The organism is Rhizobium sp. SG2393 (assembly GCF_042610495.1).
In the GTDB taxonomy this organism is placed as follows: domain Bacteria; phylum Pseudomonadota; class Alphaproteobacteria; order Rhizobiales; family Rhizobiaceae; genus RU20A.
This window is the reverse complement of record NZ_JBHGAP010000004.1, coordinates 220032-241007: the sequence shown is the minus strand read 5'-3', so window position 1 is coordinate 241007 and position 20976 is coordinate 220032. Positions and strand designations below refer to the sequence as shown.

Sequence of the window (20976 nt, the reverse complement as noted above, 5' to 3'; positions counted from 1 at the left end):
GGCAGCCCCAGTCGTTGCCGGAGACAGCTTCCATGGCCGCCTTCACCAGCGGCAGCTTCAGCGACTGCGTCAGGACCAGCACACTCGGGTTGGCTTTCGCCAGCCGCTCGACCGCCTGCTCCAGGAGCTTGCCTTCGCGGAACGACACGGCGCGGACCAGCGAGGCGATGTGGACATAGTGGCCGAGGATCGCATCCTCGGTCGGCTCGCCCTCGGCAATGGCGGCGATGGCGCGATCGATCAGCAGATCGAGATCGGCCTCGACGTCGGCGAAGCGCACGAGATGCGGATGACGGCGCAGCACCGCAGGCTGCTGGACCGACGCCCCCGTCGACGGCGCATGGCGGCCGAAGCCGAACAGGCGCGGGCGGGAGAGGCAAGCGGCCGCCACGGCATCCGGGTTGCGGTTAGCGGCAGAACGGAGAACTTCCCCATGGGGGACAGAAACGGTATTCGTGCTCATAGCCCGATTCCTTCTACAACAAGGTTGACGGTCAGGCCCATGTCGATGTTGGCGCATCGGCTTGGGCCGTCTTGTTCCGGCCATCCGGAACGCTCTTACCCTGGCAGGACCCGAGGTCGGGCTCAAGGACCCCGATCGCAAAAAGAGAACAAAGCCGGTACAAGGTTAACGGCGGGCTCACGGCCGGAAGGAAGTGTCTCGGGCGCTCCGATCCGGCAGGCCTCCCGATCCTGATGTCGTGACCGTCGAGCGCGGCCTGCGGCGCGCATGAGAAAGGGCCGACAAGCGGCCCTCTCGAACGTCATGCAAAGTCTGGTCGTCCGGGCCCGAGCCTCAAACCGCGGCGGCAGGTGGTGCGGCGGGCGTGATCGCATCCATGAACGTCGGGCGCCGAAGCTTTTTCGTCGGCGCGGCCAGGGCTTCGGTCACCGTCGGGATCGTGTCCTCCGGCGTCGTCTCAGGGATCGACACGTCGACGTCGACGTCGACGTCGGCGTCGGAGCCAAAGGCCGCAGCCACGGAGGTCGCCGCGTTTTCGATCGATCGCGCAGCGGATGCCACCGGCTCGAAAGCCTTGGATGTCTCCGCCACCACAGCCGCTGCTGCGGGCACCGCGACGTCAGGGCTCGGTGCGTCCGGGTCCGTCGGAACGGGCTTCTTCGCCGTTGCCCAGGTCAGCGTCGGCACGACCTCCGTTTCCAGCCAGGTCCGAAGCTCCGTCTTGTCAGGCCACGTGGTCTCGCTGCCCATCTTGTAGAGCGAAGCACTCACCGCGGCCCAGCGGGAGCCGGCCGGCAGCGGGGTCGGATGGATGACATAGGCCGCCGTTTCGTGCGGCGCCACGAACTCGGCAAGGCTCCCGAGCTCCTGGTTTGCAAGTCGTGCCGTCAGTGCAACCTCTTTGACGAGCTTCGTCTTCACAATGTTCTTCTTCTCCAACGCATCGGTCACATGGGTGAGGATCTCCGCGATATGCGCCGCGAACGACCTCATCCCATCCCGCACCTTGATGGCGATGATTGCTTTCAGCCCGTCGAGCCCGCCAGCATCATAAGGATCGACGGCGGGCGTCTCCTCGGTGGCCGACATCGACCCGTTCATGATCGCCGTGACATCCTGAACACGCAGCCGATCATGCGTGCTGGCAAAGCCGATGATCTCCTCGACCTGCTCGGGCGTTGCCGCACTCATTTTTCCGAGCACGGTCGGACCCACGGCAAGTGCAACCAGGACACCCTTATGGGCCCGAAGGTTGCGGTAGACCGCGCGCTTGGTGCGCACGTGCCGCGCGGTGTAGCCGCAGCATTCCACCGCCCACTTCTCCAGGGTGCCTTCCGGCAGGAGCGTGGCGATCCTCTCAAGCCGCTCCCCCTCTTCGAAGGCATCCTCGGTCGATCGGCGCCGCGTACCGATGAGCAGCTTGGCTTCCTCCTCGAGCACGCTCTTCAACTCATCGCTGATGTCGTGCTCCTCATAGAAGGGGCGGGCGCTGTGGGCCGATGCGGCCGCTTTTGTGGTGGTGTTCATAGTCGCTCTCCATTTTTGCTTTCAATCGCAAGATCTAACGACCTTACGAAGACTATTGTCGCACACCGATCAAGCAAGTAAACCAACCGGGAGTTTTGCAATAATTGCTAACCAAGAGATATGCTTAAAACGATACTACAGATACTTCAGAATCGAGCGTTTTACCTCCTCTGTCTCGGAATCTTGCTTTCCGTTGAGGCAAGTAAAATCCACACTTAATGCGTGTGCCATCCGGGGCGATTTCCGGCCCGTCACCGGGCACGCGCCCCTTCCAACATCCCGCGGCGCCTGGTACCCAGAACAGACCGTCTGCAACCCGTTTGCATGGAAGAGCGCGCTGATGGCGAAGGCCATTCTGACGACCAAGATCGATCCGACCTATGATGATCTGCCCGAGCAGCGCTATCACTTTCCGCGCACCTATCTGCGCCAGGTCGAAGCCGCCCGCGGCGACTGGATCGTCTACTACGAGCCACGGCGGCCAAGCGGCGACCTGATGAAGACGGGGGGCAAGCAGGCCTACTTCGCGACGGCCAGGATCTCCGACATCATCGAGGATCCGTCAAAGGCCGACCATTTCTATGCGCTGATCGAGGACTTTCTGCCCTTCGACCACCCCGTGCCATTTAGGGAGGCCGACCACTACTACGAGAGCGGCCTGCGCAAAGAGGATGGCTCCACGAACAAGGGCGCCTTCGGGCGCGCCGTGCGCAACATTCCGGATGAGGAATACGACCTGATCCTGGCGGCCGGCTTCGCGCATGTGCTCGGGCGACGGGACCGCGAACGCCCGGCGCCCGATCCGGCCGAAGAAGCGCGCCTCGGCTTTGGTGACAATCCGCAAATGCCCTACGAGATCGACAGCATCGACCGCCGGATCGTCTCCCAGGTCGTGCAGCGCCCGTTCCGGGACAGGGCGTTTTCCGTGGCGATCAAGGCGGCCTATCAGGACACCTGTGCCGTGACCGGACTGAAGCTCATCAATGGCGGCGGCCGTTCCGAGGTTCAGGCAGCCCATATCCGCCCCGTCGCCGACCGCGGCCCGGACAGTGTCCGCAACGGCCTCGCGCTCTCCGGCACTGTGCACTGGATGTTCGATCGCGGCCTGATCTCCGTCGATGACGATTACAGCCTGCTGATCGCCAGTGGTGGCGTTCCGGACACCATCACCCGCCTCATCAATCCGGAGCGACGCCTGCTCGTGCCGTCACGCCCTGACGAACGGCCGCATTCGCAGTTCCTGCAGTATCACCGCAGGGAGAAGTTTAAGGGGTGATGGAGCGGAAATGATTTCCGCGCAGCAAGTCGGCTCTCACTCCACTTATGGAATCGGTTGGCCATCGGACGCGTGAACGGCACGGTCGCGAAAAATGTCCATGCCAGGCCTCATCAAGAGGGCGAGCATCCACATGAAGAGCCGCCATGAACGGGAACAGATCCGAGTTTCCTTCCCGAGGGCGGTCCCAGTTCAGATCTGTGATATTCCGACAGTGTCGCCGTTTGGATCGTCATCATTCCATCTCGCTCCCGTTTGTGGATCGATGCCACTCCATGAAGGTCCGGCATGCCCGCTGTTGCAAAGAATTCACATCGATCAAGTTGCGTGATGTAAGCGCGATCTGACTGAGCGCTCGGCCTTGACTCGCAGCCACATTCGGAACATTTAGAGAACATAAAGGTCGCGATCAGCGGCAATCCGAATAAACTCATTTCGCAGCCAAGGCGTCACGCGCCGGGGGAGTTACCTATGCGCCATGAATTCGCCGAAGCCGCCGACGCAACGATCGCGATTAACCCGGTGGACGAGGTGCTTTCCTACCATGCTGGCGACGTCCGGGCGGCCATCCAGACGCTGCTCAAGGATTGCGTTCACCTTCGAGAGCAACTGGCATTGACGGAAGCGGCGATTTCACGCGGGATGACGCGCGGGTGGCGGCCGGCGTTCGAACGTCTCTAACACTTGCATGGGCTTCGACGGTCCCGAAAGTGGCTGGCTGTCCTGGCACCCCGGCAAGGACATTTGCATCACCTGTGCGATTGCGGAGTGTGGGCTTCACTGGCGCGCGAGCATCGATCTTTTGACGCTGTTGTCCGAGGATTGGCAGTTGATGGGCCTGCGGGCGGCGGCGGCGCGAAAGGCTGGCTGTGTTCGCGAAGGCTTAGGAAAGGCGCGGTGTCTGGCTCGGGTGGAAATCATCAAGCCGCCACGCCAGTATGCGGAAATCCCGTTTCATGATCCGGCGTCGAAACGCAAGTTGACCGACGCCAGCAAGATGAAGGTCGGCGACTTCAAGGACTGGCACATGCAGTTTGGGGTATGTCGGGCATGCCGTCGAATCTACTTCGTGGACCGCCACAAGCTGGCGAGGCGCTTTGCTTCTGACATGAAGCTTGGCGACCTCGCGACGAAACTAGCCTGCAAGGCGTGCCGAAACCGTTCAGGAAATCTCTTTGCCGTGACTGTGGCGCCGCGATAGCCGCAGCCCTTCACGCCCACGTTGTCGCGCTCTATCCTCGCTTTAAATGGGAGGCGACCATGTGCAATCTCTACAACGTAACGACGACGCAAGAGGCCATACGGCAGTTCACCGAGGCCGCTATCGACAGCTTGGGTAACCTTGAGCCGTCACTAGACATCTACCCCGATTACAAGGCGCCCATCGTCCGCAACACGCCGAAGGGCCGCGAAATGGCGATGGTCCGCTGGGGTCTCCCGTCGTCCCGCAAAGCGCTTCTGGATGCCGCTACCAAACGCGCCGACAAACTGCGCGCCAAGGGCAAGAATGTGGATTTCGACAAGCTTCTAAGAATGGAGCCGGATGGGGGAACGACGAACGTTCGCAACACAGCGAGCCAGCACTGGAAGCGGTGGCTTGGCGTGGAGAATCGATGCGTCGTGCCAGTCACAAGCTTTGCAGAGCCGGACCCGAAAAGTAAGACGGATGGCGGCAGGACGCCGAATGCGTGGTTTGCCCGAGACGAAAGCGAACCGCTGATGTTTTTCGCCGGCTTGTGGATACCGGCTTGGACAAGCGTGAGGAAAGTCAAGGAAGGCGAGATCACTACGGACCTGTTTGCGTTTCTTACCACGGAGCCGAACGAGGTCGTTGAACCGATCCATGAAAAAGCCATGCCTGTATTACTTACAGAACAGGCTGAAGTCGACTTGTGGATGACGGCGCCGTGGGAGGATGCAGTAGCGCTGCAGAGGCCAGTGAACGAGCAAAAGCTCGTGCTGCGAGCCTAGCTGGAAGTCGCCCATAGCCCGTAGGCTACGCCCCTATCGCTGCCCTTCATGCGCTCGGCCAGCGAAGCGGCTGACATCGGCTTTCCTGTGAAGTAGCCCTGCAACAACTCGCAGCCGGCTTCCCGCGCAAACATTGCCTGCTCGGCTGTCTCGACCCCCTCGGCTGTGACAGGGATGCGTAAAGCATTCGCCAGATCTATCGTGGCTTTGACAACGGCGCGATCGTCACTTGCGATCAGAGAGCGATCTATCTTGACCTTGTCGAAGGCGAACTGGCGTAGCGTTCCGATACTGGCGTGCCCTGAACCGAAATCATCCATGGCGAAACGAATACCTTTTGCCTGCAAGGCTGAAACAGAGCGACAAGCGCGTTCAGGGTGAGAAATGAGGGCGCCTTCCGTGACTTCCAGAATGAGTTTGTGCGGAGAAAAGCCATGTCTTTTGAGAGTTGCCTCAATCTCCGCGCCAAACCGGGGATTGACCAGCTGCACTGGCGAAATGTTGACGGAAACGTCGAGCTCGGGGAACCGCCACATTGACGTGATGGCGCGTTCCAGAACCTTCATCGACAAGCCTTCGATCAGGCCGGATTTTTCTGCGATCGGGATGAAGACAGCAGGGCTTACCGGCCCGGTTGGTGGAGACCATCGCGCCAGGGCCTCGACACCCTTCGTGCGGCCCGTCAAGGCACAGACGAGGGGCTGGAAGACAACGCCGATTTCGTCATTCTCGATCGCATCCCGGAGCTTGCCTTCGAGGCTGAGCATGCTTCGGCGCTGAACATCGAGTTCGGTTGAGTATTTCTGCACCTGCCCGCGTCCGGCCTCTTTGGCGCAATAGAGGGCAAGATCGGCGCGATGCACACTCTCCAGGGCGTCGTTACCGTCGATGATGCGCGCATAGCCGACGCTTGCGCCGATCTCGACTTGATGGCCGTTGATAGAAAAGGGTTGTTTCAGCGCGTGAATGATCGCGTCGCCAATATGGGACGGATCCAGTGAGCGAGAGTGCAAAAGCGCAAATTCGTCGCCACCAAACCGGCCTATAGCAAGAGCTTGAGGGACAACTGTCTTGAGCGTTCTTCCCACCTCGCACAGCAGCAAGTCTCCAGCCGCATGCCCCCATACATCATTGACCCCTTTGAAGCCGTCGAGGTCAATCAAATGCAACACGGTGCCCGATGCAGCTCGATGCAGAGCTTCTACCATTCCCGCCCGGTTGCAGAGGCCAGTAAGATGGTCATGAGTGGCGTTATGCATTGCCTCAGCGGCTATTCGGCTTTCTTTCCGCAACTCGAAACGGAAGAAAACGATGACCACGATGATTATGGCTAGGAGCAAGGTTCCCAGAGCCGCAAGCCTGGGAAGAGCCGTGTCGTAGATCGCGGTGCCGGGATCAGACTTTTCCCAGACGAAATATCCAAGTGCCTCGCCGTCATTGCTTGTGAGCAGGCGCCACGATAGCTGGGAATCAGGCGCGGCTTGGATCCTCAAGGATTTTATCTGAAACTCTTCAGAAATCGCCTTGACGTAGTCGGACGTCAAAGCCTTGAAGAAGGTCAATGTACTGCGTGGCGTGTCGGAACCCTCGCTCGGACGAATGCCAAGCGTCGCGGCAATAACGACCGTCTGGTCGAGCTTGTAGAGTTCGAACTTGGTTTGGTCGTTTTCACGTCGGGAGGCCGCTTCACCCTGCCTGACTATGCCCCGGCCAAAAACAGCTTCAGCATCGAACGGCTTTCCCTTCAAATATGCCGCGATCTGCCTCCCGTCGGGCCGCAAGACGATGACGCCGTCGTAGAGAGGGTAATCCAGGCTTACCAGTCCCCAGTTGTCCGCGATCCAGGCCGAAGCGGTGTCGGAGTGGACCGCGTGGTAGGCATCATCCCACACGGCATTGTCGCGCACCGTGCCTGCCAGGCGCTTCTTCGTGGACGACAAGGCAGCAGACACCGCGTTGACGAGCCTCCACTCGTCAATCCTATTTGCTGCGTCCCGCATCGTGATCACCGAATTCAACGAGAGCGCGCCGATGCCGACTAACAATCCTATGACGAGCACTACCGAGAAAGCAAACCGCCACACAGTTTGCGCGGGCTTCTGAGGCCTGAGCATTCAGATCACCGCGGCTTCAAGCGTAGCGTTTGAATTCGTGTGGAAATGAATCTCTCGAGCGATCACTCGGGCGCTTGTCAGCACGAAGGCCTTGATCGGAGGCGTCGAGCTTGAAGTTCGAAATCGATGAAAACAAGGACGCCGCTTCCTGCGCAAGGGAGTGAGCCGCTGCGGAAGTCTCTTCGACCATCGCCGCATTCTTCTGCGTGCCTTGATCGATCGTATTAACGGCAATGTTGATCTCATGCAGTCCCATCGATTGCTCGCGGGTCGCCTCCACGATCCCCTGCACATGGCCATCGACGTCAACGACCTGAGACACGATCTGCTTCAGCGCGCTGCCTGTACTGCCGACGAGGGAGACACCTTTTTCGACATGAGCGTTCGAGGCTGCAATCAGAATTTTGATCTCTTTGGCTGCCTTCGCGGAACGCTGTGCAAGTTCACGTACTTCCTGAGCGACAACCGCGAACCCCTTGCCCGCTTCCCCTGCTCTTGCCGCTTCGACACCAGCATTCAGGGCCAAGAGATTGGTCTGAAACGCAATCTCGTCGATAACTCCGATGATGTTGCCGATCTCGCCCGCGGATCGCTCAATCTTTTGCATCGCATCGATTGTATCGCCCACCAGAAGCCCGGAATGCTCCGCATTTTGCTTCGTGCGGCGGACAAGTTCACCCGCGTGCTGCGACCGCGTGCTGGAGTCGGACACCGTCGTTGTGATCTGCTCAAGCGCAGCCGCGGTCTCCTCGACGGAAGCGGCCTGCTGCTCGGTCCTCTTCGCCAATTCGTCCGATGCGATTTGAATCTGCTTCGAAGACGCCGCAATTGCACTGGCATTGTCGTGGATCGAGACCATGGTATCACGCAGTTTCGCAGATGCGGTGTTGTAGTCCACGCGCAAAGTATCAAGTGCGGGAAGGAACGGGTCTCGGATTTCTTGAGTTAGATCACCTTGCGAGAGTGACAGCAACGCCTTGCCGAGTGTTTGTACATTGAATACCCGCTCACTGACGTCTGTTGCGAATTTGACGACTTTCACAACGTTGCCGCTCTTGTCGAAAATCGGATTGTAGGAGGCTTGGATGTAGACCGGCTTGCCACCTTTTCCCAAGCGCATGAATTCGTCGGAGTTGAAATGGCCGGCCTGCAAATTTCTCCAGAATTCCCTGTAGGCATCGCTTTTCGAATAGGTTTCATCGCAAAACATTGAATGGTGACGTCCAAGGATTTCGGAGCGGTCGTATCCCATCGCGCGCAGAAAATTGTCATTCGCGTCCAGGATCTGACCGGATGGCGAAAACTCGATCACAGCCTGAACGCGTGACAACGCCGTCAACTTGCTGGAATGCTCGGCGGCTTCGAGAGTTTGTTTGGTTACATCAGTGGCGACTTTCACGACCTTATAGGGCTTGCCCCGGTACTTTACCGGGCTGTACGTCGCTTCGATCCAGACCACTCGTCCGCCTTTGGCTATGCGTCTGTATCTCTGACAGTCCGATCTGCCGCGACGCAGCGTTTCCCAAAAGGACTTGTATTCGGGCGAACTCGCCTCGGAACTGTCGACAAACATCCGGTGATTTTGGCCGACAACCTCGCTCAGGCTGTAACCAACGAGATCCAGAAAAATCTCATTTGCACCTAGAACCGTGCCATCGAGATCGAACTCGATGACGGCTTGGGAGGAACGCAGGGCGTCCAGAACGTTTCGCTGATCGCTTCCAAACACTAATACCACTGCAAGGCTCCTCGTAAGATTGTGACTTTGAGCCTGAACGCTCAACGCGTCCTAAGCCCCCTCAACTTCGCTCGAGGCTACAATTGAGTTCAAATATTAATAAAAATGAACGTCTAATATCGGAGCACTGAGGAGCGTTCGCAATAATTACTATTGCTTCGCGATATTGATATTTTTGAACGGTAATTGTGTTGCAAGCATTCAAAACGGGACTGTAGATTTTGGACGAACGACAACCCAGGCAATGACAAATCCGCACATAGCTCGGTGTCCCGGACCCACGGGAGAACCTTCAGGCGTCAGAAATGAATGCAACGACGACCGACAGCGCCTCAACGTCACCCGGCTGGGTCCCGCCTCCAAGTGTATTTACTCTCCGGTCGGCAGACCGCAGCCAAATTGATTACCTGAACGACCTGCAGTTCCTGAGCGTCGCCTTTAAGCCGCTACGCAAGGAGCCGTTTTTCCTCGGCACACAAGGCGTGCATGGCGGTGCCATCACCCAATGGGTGACGGATGCCCCGTTCGGTTTCGTATCGAGTCCAAAGGTTGCATTGGACAAGATTACGATCCGGTTCGTTTCGGCTGGCGCCATCGTGCGCAGGAACTCTCATGCCGAGTTCTTGGGCGCGCCCGGCAAAGCAATGTTTGTTGCGTTTGAGGAGATGGTGACCGAGGAGGCGTCTCGAGGTTTTCAGGCCTTTACGGGGACGGTTGATCGATCAGCGCTGATGGCCTGCCACGTTGCATTGGAAGGAACCGACGAGTTCGCTTTTCCCGAGTTTAAGCCCGTCGTGGACATCATTGGTCCGTCGCTCAAGGCTTTTCGCCACAATTTCCGCATTGTCTACGAACGACTTAACGCGGGCATCGATGATCAAGACCTGAGCTTTCCGCTTCTGCAGGAGATGATCATCTATCAATTTTTGGCGTCATGGCCGAAATCCAGGGCAGGTGAGGAGAATGGCGTCATCCTGCGACCGTCGTGGCAGGTAAGGCGCGCCTTGGAATACATCGACGCCAATCTGCAGCGTAAGGTTTCTCTGGCCGAAATTGCGTCCGCTGCCAATTTTGGCGTGCGTTCTTTACAGGCCAGTTTTCGGAAGGAACTCAACAAGACGCCGTCGCAATGGATTCTGGAGAGACGCCTTGCTGGCGCACATCGAGACCTAACACGAACTTCAGAAGCCACTGATTCGATTGCTGAGATCGCGAGGCGATGGGGCTTTGTGCACCTTGGAGACTTTAGCAGACGGTATAGGCTCCAGTATGGCGTTACGCCTTTTGAAAGTCGGAAAGGCAAAATGGATTGGACCGCGTGAATTGATTGACGTTGCCGCCTGAACAAACCTGTTTTGAAGTAAGCTATGGCCCTTTGAGAAGGCCGGAGAATGAAGCGCAACCGTTTCACAGTTGAACAGGTTACGGGATACTGAAGGAGCACGAGGCAGGCACGCCGGTCTCGTATATTTGCCGCAAGTACGGCGTCAGCGATGCCAGCATTTAAAATAGGAGGCCAAATTCGGCGGCATCGATGAATTTGAAGCCAAGCGGTATTCGGCAAATGCCTGGTGTACTCGGTCGCCGGCAGCCCGGAGAAGCAGCCGCATTGGCTGTTCCTGCGGTATGACCGCAAGGAGGTGTTGAGGGGCTATCGGGGCGGAAATGATTTCCGCGCAGCCAGTCGGTTCTCTCTCCACTGGTGGGATCGGTTGGCATCTGGACGCGTGATTGGCACGGCACGGTCGCGAAGGCAGCCTATGCCGTGTCTCATCCAGAGTACGCGTATATACCGGAGGGCCGGTCATGAGCTGGAACAGAACAAGGTTTACCTTTCCGGCTCGATCACCTCCTCGATACGCGGGAAATGCTTCGCAGGGAACCGCGGTTGATCACACGTGGCTTGGTGGTCCTGCTTTCTGCAGGAGTATCCGCCTCATCCTCGGCATGGATCACGGCCATCGCCGTCTCCAGGTCTTCGAGCGCTAGGTCGAATTTGTCAGGATCGGCTTTCTCGGATTTGCGTCCGAAGGCTGCCTGCTTGAATGCGGCGACCAGCTTCTCAAGCCGTTCGATCCGTTCATCCTTGCGGTCGATATGCGCGTCCTTGCTGGCTATCGCGACATCCTTGGCCGCCTGGTGGGCCTGCGCCGCGATCAGCATCACCTTCAGGCCGGCAACATCGTCGGGTAGGTCGGTGGCATCAAACATGGCCGGAAGCTATCAAACCGGTGCTACTTTACCGGTCTATTTGGCGAAGGATGCCGGAACGCTGTAGCGCTTGCGCTCCAGATGCACGAGGCAGGTAGGCTCCCGCGTCCCGTGGGCGCGGGGCGAGGCATAGGCGTAGCGACAGTGGCGGGGGAGCCTTTTGCTGCGGCGGTTACGCCGAAAGCGCATGTCGCTCCAGCCCGCCCATGTGTACGAGCAGCTGGTCGAAGCTCATGGGCCTGCCGAGCAGATAGCCTTGCAGCAGCTCGCAGCCGGCCTCACGCGCGAAGGCAGCCTGTTCCGCTGTCTCGATACCCTCGGCGGTAACGGGGATACCGAGCGCGTTAGCAAGATCGATGGTTGCCCTGACCACGGCGTGCTCGTCGCTGGCGATCAGAGAGCGGTCGATCTTGACCTTGTCGAAGGCGAACTGGCGCAGCGTGCCGATGCTGGCATGGCCCGAGCCGAAATCGTCCATGGCAAAGCGAACGCCCTTTGCCCTGAGCGCCGTCATGGACCGGCAGGCGCGTTCGGGATGGGAGATGAGGGCCCCTTCGGTCACCTCGAGGATCAGCCGGCCGGCCGCAAACCCGTGTTTTTCGAGGGCCGTTTCGATCTCGAAGACGAAACGCGGATTGGCCAGCTGCACGGGCGAAATATTGACGGAGAGGTCGAGCTGCGGAAGCTTGGCGAGCGCCGTCAGCGCCGCTTCCAGCACCTTCATCGAAAGGCGCTCGATCAGGCCCGATTTTTCCGCAAGCGGAATGAAGACGGCAGGGCTCACCGGGCCCGTCGGGGGAGACCACCGCGCCAGAGCCTCGACGCCCTTGGTGCGCCCGGTGAGCGTGCAGACGAGGGGCTGGAAGACGACGCCGATCTCGTCCTTGCCGATCGCCGCACGCAGCTTGTCTTCCAGGAGGAACAGGCTTTTGCGCTGTTCGTCGAGCTCGGCCGTATAGCTTTGCACCTGGCCACGCCCGGCATCCTTCGCGCAATAGAGCGCGAGATCGGCGCGGTGCACAGTCTCAAGGGCGTCATTGTCCTTCACCACGCTGGCGTAACCGATGCTTGCCCCGATTTCCATGTGATGCGCATCGATAAGGAAGGGCTGTCGAAGCGCCCGCACAATGGCATTGCCGATCTCGGAGGGATCGTGCTCGCCGGCATGCAGCAGCGCGAATTCGTCGCCACCGAAACGGCCGATGGAGAAGGCCTCGGGTGTCGTCATGCGCAGCGTGTCGGCGACCGCGCGCAAGAGCCTGTCCCCGGCGGCATGGCCCCAGACATCGTTGACGCCCTTGAACCCGTCCAGATCGATGAGATGGAGGATGGTTCCGGCGGGTGCTCGGCTGATCGCCGCCAGCATGCCGGCGCGATTGTGAAGGCCAGTCAGATGGTCGTGCGTCGCATCGTGGATTGCCTTGCGCGCGAGCATGCTCTCTTTCTTCAACGCGAGGCGGAAGGAAAAGATGACGATGACGACAATGACGAAGAGAAGGCTCCCGAGGGCTTGAAGCTTCGGAAGAGCCGTGTTGTAGACGGCCGTTCCCGGATCGGATTTCGGCCACACGAAGTAGCCGAGCGGCTCGCCCTGATAGTTGGTGATCAACCGCCAGGATTGCTTGGGATCGGGCTCCGGTTGGATCCGCAGCGCCCGAATCTGGAACTCCTCCGAAATCCCCTCGATGTATTTGGATGTCAGGGTCTTGAAGAAGGTCAGTGTATAGTGTGCCTTGTCGAGATCGGCGTCGTTGGTGGGGCGAATGCCGAGCGTCGCCATGACGACGATGTCCTGATCGATTTGATGGAAATCGAACAGGGTGCGCACGTTTTCCCGCTTCGATGCAACAAGGGCCCGTTTGACGAGTTCGGGGCCAAACAGCGCAACGGCGTCGATCGCCTTTCCCTTCAGGTAGGCCGCGACCTGACGTCCATCTGGCGCAAGCACCACGACGCCGTCATAGAGCGGATAGTCCGTGCTGACCGCGCCCCAGTTGTCTTCGATCCAGGCAGCATTGCCTGACCGCGCGGCAGCATAGGCGTCGTCCCACACGGCATTGTCACGCACCGTGCCGGCAAGCCGCTTCTTCACGGAGGAGACGGCGGCCGAGACCGCATTCACCAAACGCTGTTCGTCAAGATCGTTCGCCGCGTCGCGCATGGTCGTAACCGTGCTCAGTGCCAGAGCGCCGATGGCCACAAGCAAGCCAACGACGACAACAGTCGCCACGGCGAACCTGTAGGACGCGTACTTGATTTTGAGACGAGCTGGCACCTTATATCCGCGTGGGTAAAGGGCGACATCATGTCGTTGCATCGGTTGGTGCGTGATGCACGCCGAATTTCTACCGTGTTCGTCCTATCAGGAACCTCTTGCCGTTTCGTTTGAGCGACCATCCCAAACTTAAAGGCGGATCTTGACGAATGGTTTACCAGTGATGTGCAAGGGGCCAAGGTCTACATCATTGACCTTGCCCCGTTGAAAACGGGTGCATGCGCCGAGCGAAATGCGAGCTCCGGAAAAGGCTTGCATCTGCCTACGCTGCCATCGGCACTTCCCCAGGTGCGAACATGTTTGTCAAATGAAGGAAGCAGATCATTCCTGTTGCGTGCGTGATGATGCCCTCACAGCACGATCGTTCTATGGACCTAATGATGTCGGGAGGCGGCTGGAGCTGATCCGCTGTTACGGAGAGCATGTCACTACACGTTCCGCGGCAGCATGATTTCAAAGGTCGAGCCTTGGCCGCGGCCGGGGCTGGAGGCGGTGATGGTTCCGCCGTGCAGTTCGACGAGCTGCTTGACGAGAGCAAGGCCGATTCCAAGACCACCGCGAGCGTGTTCGAGGTGGCCGCGGATCTGCGAAAACATGTCGAAGATGGTGCTGAGTTCGGTCGCGTCTAGGCCGAAGCCGGTGTCCGCGACGCGAATGACCACGCTGTCGCCGTGCGCGGCGATGCCGGCTTCGATATGGCCGCCGGAAGGCGTGTATTTGGCGGCATTGTTGAGGAGATTGGCGATGCACTGGGTGATGCGCACTTTGTCGGCGACGAGCGGGAGCGGTTCTTCAAGCCCGGCGAGATGCAGATCGTGCGTCTTGGCCTCGATGTTGGATCGCGCCATGGAGGCCGCCGCGGTCAGCGCCTCGCGCAGGTCGAAGGGCTCTGGAAGGAGTTCGATCTTGCCCTCGGTGATGCGCGAGACATCGAGGAGGTCATCGACCAGCCGCACGACATGGCTCATCTGGCCCTCCATGAGGGTCCCGATTTCCTGCGCCCGCGGTCCGGCCGGCGCGCGCAATAGCAGGCGAAGGCCGCCGCTCAGCGCCGCCAGCGGATTGCGCAGCTCATGGGCGAGGATGGCCAGGAACTCGTCCTTCTTGCGGTCGGCGATTTGCAGTGCCGCGGCCTGCGCCGCAAGCTGGTCGCGCTGGGCAGCGATCATCTGGCGCTGCCGATAGATCTCGAAGAAGACGTCCGTCTTGCTACGCAGGATGTCCGGCTCGATCGGCTTCTGGATGAAGTCGACCGCACCCGCCTCGTAACCCTGGAAACGGCGTTCGGCGCTGTGGGAGCCCGCCGTCAGGAAGATGATGGGAATGCGGCGCGTCCGCTCGTTGCCCCGCATCAGTTCGGCAAGCTCGAAACCGTCAAGGCCCGGCATCTGCACATCGAGCAGCGCCAGCGCCACATCGTGTTCCAGCAGCAATTCCAGGGCCTCGTCGCCCGAGCGCGCCTTGAGCAGGATCAGGTCGTCCCGCCGCAGCAGCGCCTCAAGGGACAGGAGGTTTTCCGGCAGATCATCGACGAGCAGGAATGTGACCGGCGTGTTCATGGGGCTATACTCGAAAGGTAGGGCGCGATGTCAGTCAGCGCGAGAATGCGGGCGCCGGGACAGGCGGCGATGGCGGCGTCGGGCATGGCGCGAGCATAGGCGGTTTCGGGATTCTGGACGATCGCCGTGCCGCCGGCCCGCTGGATGGCGGCCAGACCCCTCGCGCCGTCCTGGTTGGCGCCCGTCAGCACGACGCCGGCCAACGCGCCGCCCCAGACATCGACCGCGCTTTCAAAGGAAACGTCGATAGACGGGCGCGAGAACAGCACCTGCTCCTCGTTGGACAGCGCGATGGCGTGCCGGTCCTCGATCAAAAGGTGATAGTCCGGCGGCGCGACATAGATCGTGCCGGGCGTGATCGGCTCCTTGTCCTCGGGCTCGATGACGCGAAGGGGCGTGCGTGCGGCAAAGATGGTCGCCAAGACGCTGCGCTTGGCCGGAGGCACGTGCACGACGATGAAGATCGGAAGCGGAAAATCCGCCCGCAAGGCCGGAAGAATGACGCCGAGCGCCTCCAGCGCACCGGCAGAGGCGCCGATCATCACGGCTTGAGGAGAAGCACCGCTCATGGATCGGTCCTCTGGTAGATCTTCTCCTCCGGCACGAAGCTGCGAAAGGAGCCCTCGTGCACGGAAAACCGCAGCGTTTCCTTGGAGCCGAGGCCCAGGAACCCGTTGCGCGGCAGGGCCTCGCGGAAAAGGCCGATGGCGCGGTCTTGCAGCGCGCGGTCGAAATAGATCATCACATTGCGGCAGGAGACGAGATGCATCTCGCCGAAGACCTGATCCGTGACGAGACTGTGATCGGAAAAGACCACGTTGCGCCGCAGGCTCTTGTCGAAAACGCAGCGATTATAGCCCGTGTGATAATAGTCCGACAGGGATGTCCGGCCGCCCGAAAGGCGATGGTTTTCGGTAAAGAGCCGGATGCGGTCGATGTCGTAGACGCCGGCCTCGGCCTGCGCCAGCGCCTCGGGATTGATGTCGGTGGCGTAGAAGAGCGTGCGATCCTCCAGCCCCTCTTCGCGAAACAGGATCACGAAGGAATAGAGCTCCTCGCCCGCGCTGCATCCGGCGACCCAGACCTTGAGGGAGGGATAGGTCTTGAGGTGCGGGATGACCTTTTCGCGAACGGCGCGGAAATAGCCGGGATCGCGGAACATCTCGCTGACCTGCACCGTGAGGTAGCGCAGGAGCTGCGGCAGCATGGCAGGATCGTGCAACGCGCGCTCCTGCATGGCGGAAATGGTGGAAAAACCGAGATGCTCGCGCGCCTGGCGCAGCCGTCGACGCACCGACGACATGGCATAGCTGCGGAAGTCGTAGTGATAGCGGTGGAAAAGCGCCTCCAGGAGCAGGCGGATCTCGATATCCTCGACCTTTTCGAATGTCTCTTCGGTCTCGGTCATTGTGGCATCCACACGCGAACGAGGGAGAGCAGCTTCTCCACATCGAGGGGCTTCGCCATGTAGTCGTTGGCGCCCGCTTCGATGCAGCGCTGCTGGTCATCCGGCATGGCCTTGGCCGTCAGCGTGATCACAGGCAGTTTCGCGAACTCCGGCATCTTGCGGATGTGGCGCGTCGCGGTCAGGCCGTCCATGATCGGCATCATCACGTCCATCAGGACGAGGTCGATCTTCCTGTCGATCGTCTGGCGGGACTGTTCGAGCTTTTGCAGCGCCTCCTCGCCATTGCGGGCGATTTCCACCAGAGCCCCGCGCGGCTCGAGGATGTTGGTGAGCGCATAGACGTTGCGGACGTCGTCCTCGACCACGAGGATGCGCCGTCCTTCCAGCAGCGCATCGCGATTGCGTGCCCGACGGATCATCTTCTGCTGTTCGTCCGGCAGGTCGGACACGACCTGATGGAGGAAAAGCGTGACTTCGTCCAGCAGGCGCTCGGGCGATTTCGCCCCCTTGATGATGATCGATTTCGAATAGCGGCGCAGCCGCTGCTCTTCCTCGGTGGTCAGCACGCGGCCGGTGTAGACGATGACGGGCGGGAAGGAATGGGCGCTGTCCTGGCTGATGGTCTCCAGCAGCGCATAGCCCGACGCATCGGGCAACGACAGATCCAGCACCATGCAGTCGAAGGTCTGCTCTCGCAGCAGCGCCAAGCATTCGGCCGCCGTCGCCGCGCAGATCGTCTCGACCTCGGGCGAGCCGATGAGCTTGGCAACCGCATCGCGCTGCACATCATTGTCCTCGACGATGAGGACGCGGCGCACATTCTGCGAGATCTTGGCGTCGAGCGATTTGAGGACATGCACCAGCTGATCGCGCTGCACCGGCTTCAGCGCATAGCCGACGGCACCGAGCGACAGGGCCCGCTCCGTGTAATCGTCTGCCGAAATGATGTGGATGGGGATGTGGCGGGTGCGCACGTCGCTTTTCAGCCGGTCGAGAACCGAAAGACCGGATTGATCCGGCAGACCGACATCGAGCACGATCGCGCTCGGCATGAACTGGCGCGCAAGCTCCAGCGCCTCCTGCGCCGTGCCGGCCACCAGCGTCTGGAAGTCGAGATCGCGGGCGAGATCGCGCAGGATCATCGAGAAGCTCTGGTCATCCTCGATGATCAGCAGCTTGCGGGCCTGCTCCTCGACCTGTTTGCGGTCGTCCTCAACGATCGACAGCGGGCGAGCGCGGGTGCCGGGGACGCGCGCCGGCGCAGCCATGGGCGGACGGGCGGGAGCTGGTTCCGTCACGACCGGCGGCGCGGGAACCATGGCAGGCACCGGCCGTGTGGCGGTCGAGGGGTCGAACACCTCCGGCAGGATGACCGTGAAGGTGCTGCCCTCACCGGCGCGGCTTGTCAGATGCAGCGTTCCGCCGAGAAGCCGCACGAGCTCGCGCGAGATCGACAGGCCAAGGCCCGTTCCGCCGAAGCGACGGCTGATGGTGCTGTCGGCCTGATGGAAGGCCTCGAAGATGCGTTTCTGCTGGTCTTCTGCAATGCCGATGCCGGTGTCGGTGACGGAAAGCGCAATGTGCCCGTCGGCCGCCGGACGGATGTAGAGTGAAACGGTGCCCTTCTCGGTGAACTTGATCGCATTGGCCAGGAGATTCTTGAGAACCTGCTCCAGCCGCTGCTGGTCGGTTTCGATCACGGCCGGCACATCCGCGGCCACGTCGATCAGAAGTGCCAGCCCCTTGTTGGATGCGAGCGGATCGAAGACCTGCTGCAGGGACCTCGCCATCCGCTCGACCACGACGGGCTCGGCGTGAACCTCCACGTGGCCCGCCTCGATCTTGGAGAGATCAAGTATGTCGTTGATGAGGTTGAGGAGATCGTTTCCGGAGGCCTGGATGGTCTGCGCATAGCGCACCTGTTCAGGCGTCAGGTTTTCCTCGGTATTGTCGGCCAGAAGCTTGGCGAGGATCAGCGAGGAATTGAGCGGCGTGCGCAGCTCGTGCGACATGTTGGCCAGGAAGTCGGACTTGTAGCGGCTAGCCTGTTCCACCTCCCGCGCCTTGGCCTGGATTGCATCGTTCGCCATCTCCAGATCGTCGCGCTGACGCTCCAGTTCGCGCGCCTGTTCCTCGAGCTGCGAGTTGGTCTGTTCCAGCTCCACCTGCTGTTGTTCGAGGCGCGCCTGGCTTTCCTTCAGCGCCTTGCCCTGTTCCTCCAGTTCCTCGTTGGACACGCGCAGTTCCTCGCCCTGCACCTGCAACTCTTCCGCCTGGCGCTGCGTTTCGCTGAGCAGACGTTGCAGCTGGGTGCGGAACTCGGCCGATCGGATGGCCGTGGCGATGGTCGAGGAGGATTGGTCGAAAAGCTCCAGCACGTGATCGGGCACCCCGTTCAGGAAGCCGAGTTCGAAGACCGCACGAATCTCGCAGTCGATGCTGGCGGGCGCCAGTGTCAGGAAGGCGGGCTTGTCGCGGCCAAGCCCCGAGCCGAAGCTGATATAGCCATCCGGCACCTGCCCCACGACGATCGGCCGCGGATCGGAAAGCACATGCGCAAAGAGCCCGTCATTGCGCCCGATCTGCTGCGGAACGACCGTTGTCTCGGGAATACCGAAGGTGGCGCTGCGCGCAAAACCATTATCGCTTCTCACATACATGATGCCGGCGACGGCGCCGACATAATCGGTGAGATACCGCAGGATGCTTTCGCTCAGCGCATCCGTGTTCCGGTCACCGATGACGGCCTGTCCAAGGCCGACCTGCCCGCGCTGCAGCCACTCCTGCCGCCGCCGCGCCAAGGTGAGACGCCGCAGCAGGACGCCGATCACGAGAGTCAACACCATACCGAGCACAGCCGTGCTGACGACGACGGCGTAGGCAGCGGCATAAGACCGACCCATGTCGACAAGGCGCTCGGCGCGCTGTCGCGTTTCTTCCGTGCGCATGTCGGCGATCGTGGCGCGAATGGAGTCCATGGCGCGCTTGCCGAGATCGGAGTTGACGAGCTGCAGGGCTCCCGCCGCGTCGCCGGCCCGCTTCAGGTCGATCGTGCGCTCCAGCTCGTCGAACTTGGTTTTGATGTGAGCCTTGAGATCGCCGAGACGCCGACTTTGAAAGGGGCTCTGCGCAACGAGAGAATCCAGCGCTGCCAGACGGCTGACGATCTGCACCTTTGCCTGTTCGAACGGCTCGAGGTAGCGCTCGTCCCCCGTCAGGAGATAGCCGCGCTGCCCGGTTTCCGCATCCTGCATCTCCGATTGCAGCTGGCCGATAGCAACGATCAGATCGTGGGTCTGCACGACCCGCAGGTTGTTGGCCTGCAGGGATTTGGTCGTGTAGAGCCCGGTGGCTGCGCTGATGATGAAGAACAAGAGGGCAGTGGCAAGCCCTGTCGCCACGAGCGGATCGAGCCCAAGGCCCCCCGTCAGACGAGCGGAAGCGTTTTTTCTGTGCATTCTTAAAAATCCGGGCGTTCTAGTTCCTGAACCACGACACAGCAAGCGGTCACGACAGGGCGCCGCGCCGGGAAACCGCCCTTCCAGGCCAAATCCCCACGCGCAGTGATCATCCGGCTTGAAGCTGCCGCCGGCTGATCGTCTCCCCCACTTGCCTCAAGCAATCGGTTGCTGTGTCGTCAGAGGGTTGAACATAGGTTACGCTGCCAGATTTTCTCCCTATTTTTAAACTTCCCAGCCATTTCGACAGAGAAATTGCCGAAGCCGCGGTGCAAGGCGAAAATTGCAAGGAGAAAATGCAACAACAGCCGCTGTCCCACCGGTCGGCGTCTGCGCGCGACCTCCGTGGCAGGGGCAGAAGGAGCCAGCCCGCCGCCGTCTTTTCCGTCGGACCTGCTCCGGATAGATCGAGATATCGTCGGGAAAGCCTGTTTAGCGAGCCGCCAGCGCGCCGGCCGGACGCCGAAAAGGATCACGCCGTCGAAATAGGCAAGTGTGTCGAGGTCCGGATCGCAATTGGCGCTGAGAAAGTCCTCCCAGGCAAAGGCGGAGAGATCGTTGACTTCGCGTAAGTTGAAGGCACATCTCACAAGACCGCGCGCCCTACCGTTGACGCTCAAAACGCTCTGAATCTTGGTAGCTATCTGCCGTTCGCGCAGGCCGCAGGTCAGCTCCTGTTCCACCTGATCAGCAGGCTCCACGAGCGCACCTCGGCCATCGTCACGACGAACCTCACTTTCGGCGAATGGCCGTCGGTGTTCGGTGATGCCAACATGACGACAGCACTCCTCGACCGCCTGACCCATCACTGTGAGATCGCGGAAACCGGCAACAAGTCCTGACGCTTCGAGAACCGCTCTCAAAGCTAAAGCCGAAGATACCCATCACCCGCGCTTGGCCTACCCTCCGCAACCCCGGCCAGCGCCGGGCAAGCCAAGCGCTGATCGTCTGCTGGGGGGGGGGGGGGGGGGGGGGG

The 20976-nt window shown here is 60.5% G+C and carries 13 protein-coding genes and 4 pseudogenes; 7 read left to right on the top strand and 10 right to left on the bottom strand.

Annotated elements, in window-relative coordinates; genetic code table 11:
- Positions 1 to 463 (bottom strand): annotated as a pseudogene (locus tag ACED18_RS12695) (hypothetical protein); the annotation flags it as partial.
- A gap of 333 nt (positions 464 to 796) precedes the next feature.
- Positions 797 to 1990, bottom strand: a complete 1194-nt coding sequence (locus ACED18_RS12690; protein ID WP_377292698.1) for a hypothetical protein — start codon at positions 1988 to 1990, stop codon at positions 797 to 799.
- A 340-nt stretch (positions 1991 to 2330) separates the two neighbouring features.
- Here ACED18_RS12690 and ACED18_RS12685 point away from each other — a divergent pair, with 340 nt between their 5' ends.
- From ACED18_RS12685 to ACED18_RS12670, 4 genes are all read left to right on the top strand, one after another.
- A complete protein-coding gene (locus ACED18_RS12685; RefSeq protein WP_377292696.1) occupies positions 2331 to 3266 on the top strand; it encodes an HNH endonuclease in 936 nt (311 codons plus the stop codon).
- Positions 3267 to 3737: 471 nt separating this feature from the next.
- A complete protein-coding gene (locus ACED18_RS12680) occupies positions 3738 to 3947 on the top strand; it encodes a hypothetical protein (RefSeq protein ID WP_377292694.1) in 210 nt (69 codons plus the stop codon).
- Between the two features lie 7 nt (positions 3948 to 3954).
- Positions 3955 to 4467, top strand: coding sequence for a hypothetical protein (locus ACED18_RS12675; RefSeq protein WP_377292692.1), 513 nt, complete (start codon positions 3955 to 3957; stop codon positions 4465 to 4467).
- A 59-nt stretch (positions 4468 to 4526) separates the two neighbouring features.
- A complete protein-coding gene (locus ACED18_RS12670; RefSeq protein ID WP_377292690.1) occupies positions 4527 to 5237 on the top strand; it encodes an SOS response-associated peptidase in 711 nt (236 codons plus the stop codon).
- On the opposite strand, the gene ACED18_RS12665 is transcribed toward ACED18_RS12670, so the two are convergent.
- Both ACED18_RS12665 and ACED18_RS12660 read right to left on the bottom strand, forming a co-directional pair.
- Positions 5234 to 7351 (bottom strand): putative bifunctional diguanylate cyclase/phosphodiesterase, encoded by a 2118-nt coding sequence (locus ACED18_RS12665; RefSeq protein WP_377292688.1) that lies wholly within the window; start codon positions 7349 to 7351, stop codon positions 5234 to 5236. The two genes, ACED18_RS12670 and ACED18_RS12665, sit on opposite strands and share 4 nt — an antisense overlap.
- Positions 7352 to 7367: 16 nt before the next feature.
- Entirely contained in the window at positions 7368 to 9089 is a 1722-nt protein-coding gene (locus ACED18_RS12660; protein ID WP_377292686.1) for a methyl-accepting chemotaxis protein, read from the bottom strand.
- 305 nt (positions 9090 to 9394) lie between these two features.
- Between ACED18_RS12660 and ACED18_RS12655 the strand changes: the two genes are divergently transcribed.
- Both ACED18_RS12655 and ACED18_RS12650 read left to right on the top strand, forming a co-directional pair.
- Positions 9395 to 10411: a helix-turn-helix transcriptional regulator gene (locus tag ACED18_RS12655; RefSeq protein WP_377292684.1), complete on the top strand. Its 1017-nt coding sequence runs from the start codon at positions 9395 to 9397 to the stop codon at positions 10409 to 10411.
- 69 nt (positions 10412 to 10480) lie between these two features.
- Positions 10481 to 10598 (top strand): annotated as a pseudogene (locus ACED18_RS12650) (transposase); the annotation flags it as partial.
- Positions 10599 to 10923: 325 nt separating this feature from the next.
- On the opposite strand, the pseudogene ACED18_RS12645 reads toward ACED18_RS12650, so the two are convergent.
- From ACED18_RS12645 to ACED18_RS12620, 6 genes and pseudogenes are all read right to left on the bottom strand, one after another.
- Positions 10924 to 11300, bottom strand: a pseudogene (locus ACED18_RS12645) (transposase); the annotation flags it as partial.
- A gap of 172 nt (positions 11301 to 11472) precedes the next feature.
- Positions 11473 to 13461 carry a putative bifunctional diguanylate cyclase/phosphodiesterase gene (locus tag ACED18_RS12640; RefSeq protein WP_377292682.1) on the bottom strand — a complete coding sequence of 663 codons (1989 nt, stop codon included), beginning with the start codon at positions 13459 to 13461 and terminating at the stop codon, positions 11473 to 11475.
- 542 nt (positions 13462 to 14003) lie between these two features.
- Positions 14004 to 15134: an ATP-binding protein gene (locus ACED18_RS12635; protein WP_377292680.1), complete on the bottom strand. Its 1131-nt coding sequence runs from the start codon at positions 15132 to 15134 to the stop codon at positions 14004 to 14006.
- Positions 15131 to 15703 carry a chemotaxis protein CheB gene (locus tag ACED18_RS12630; protein WP_377292678.1) on the bottom strand — a complete coding sequence of 191 codons (573 nt, stop codon included), beginning with the start codon at positions 15701 to 15703 and terminating at the stop codon, positions 15131 to 15133. Before ACED18_RS12630 ends, ACED18_RS12635 begins: the two co-directional genes overlap by 4 nt.
- On the bottom strand, positions 15700 to 16542 hold the full coding sequence (locus ACED18_RS12625; protein ID WP_377292676.1) for a CheR family methyltransferase: 843 nt from the start codon (positions 16540 to 16542) through the stop codon (positions 15700 to 15702). Before ACED18_RS12625 ends, ACED18_RS12630 begins: the two co-directional genes overlap by 4 nt.
- Entirely contained in the window at positions 16539 to 20000 is a 3462-nt protein-coding gene (locus ACED18_RS12620; protein ID WP_377292674.1) for a response regulator, read from the bottom strand. Before ACED18_RS12620 ends, ACED18_RS12625 begins: the two co-directional genes overlap by 4 nt.
- Positions 20001 to 20641: 641 nt before the next feature.
- Here ACED18_RS12620 and ACED18_RS12615 point away from each other — a divergent pair.
- Positions 20642 to 20842: pseudogene (locus ACED18_RS12615) on the top strand (ATP-binding protein); the annotation flags it as partial.
- Positions 20843 to 20976 lie beyond the last annotated feature (134 nt).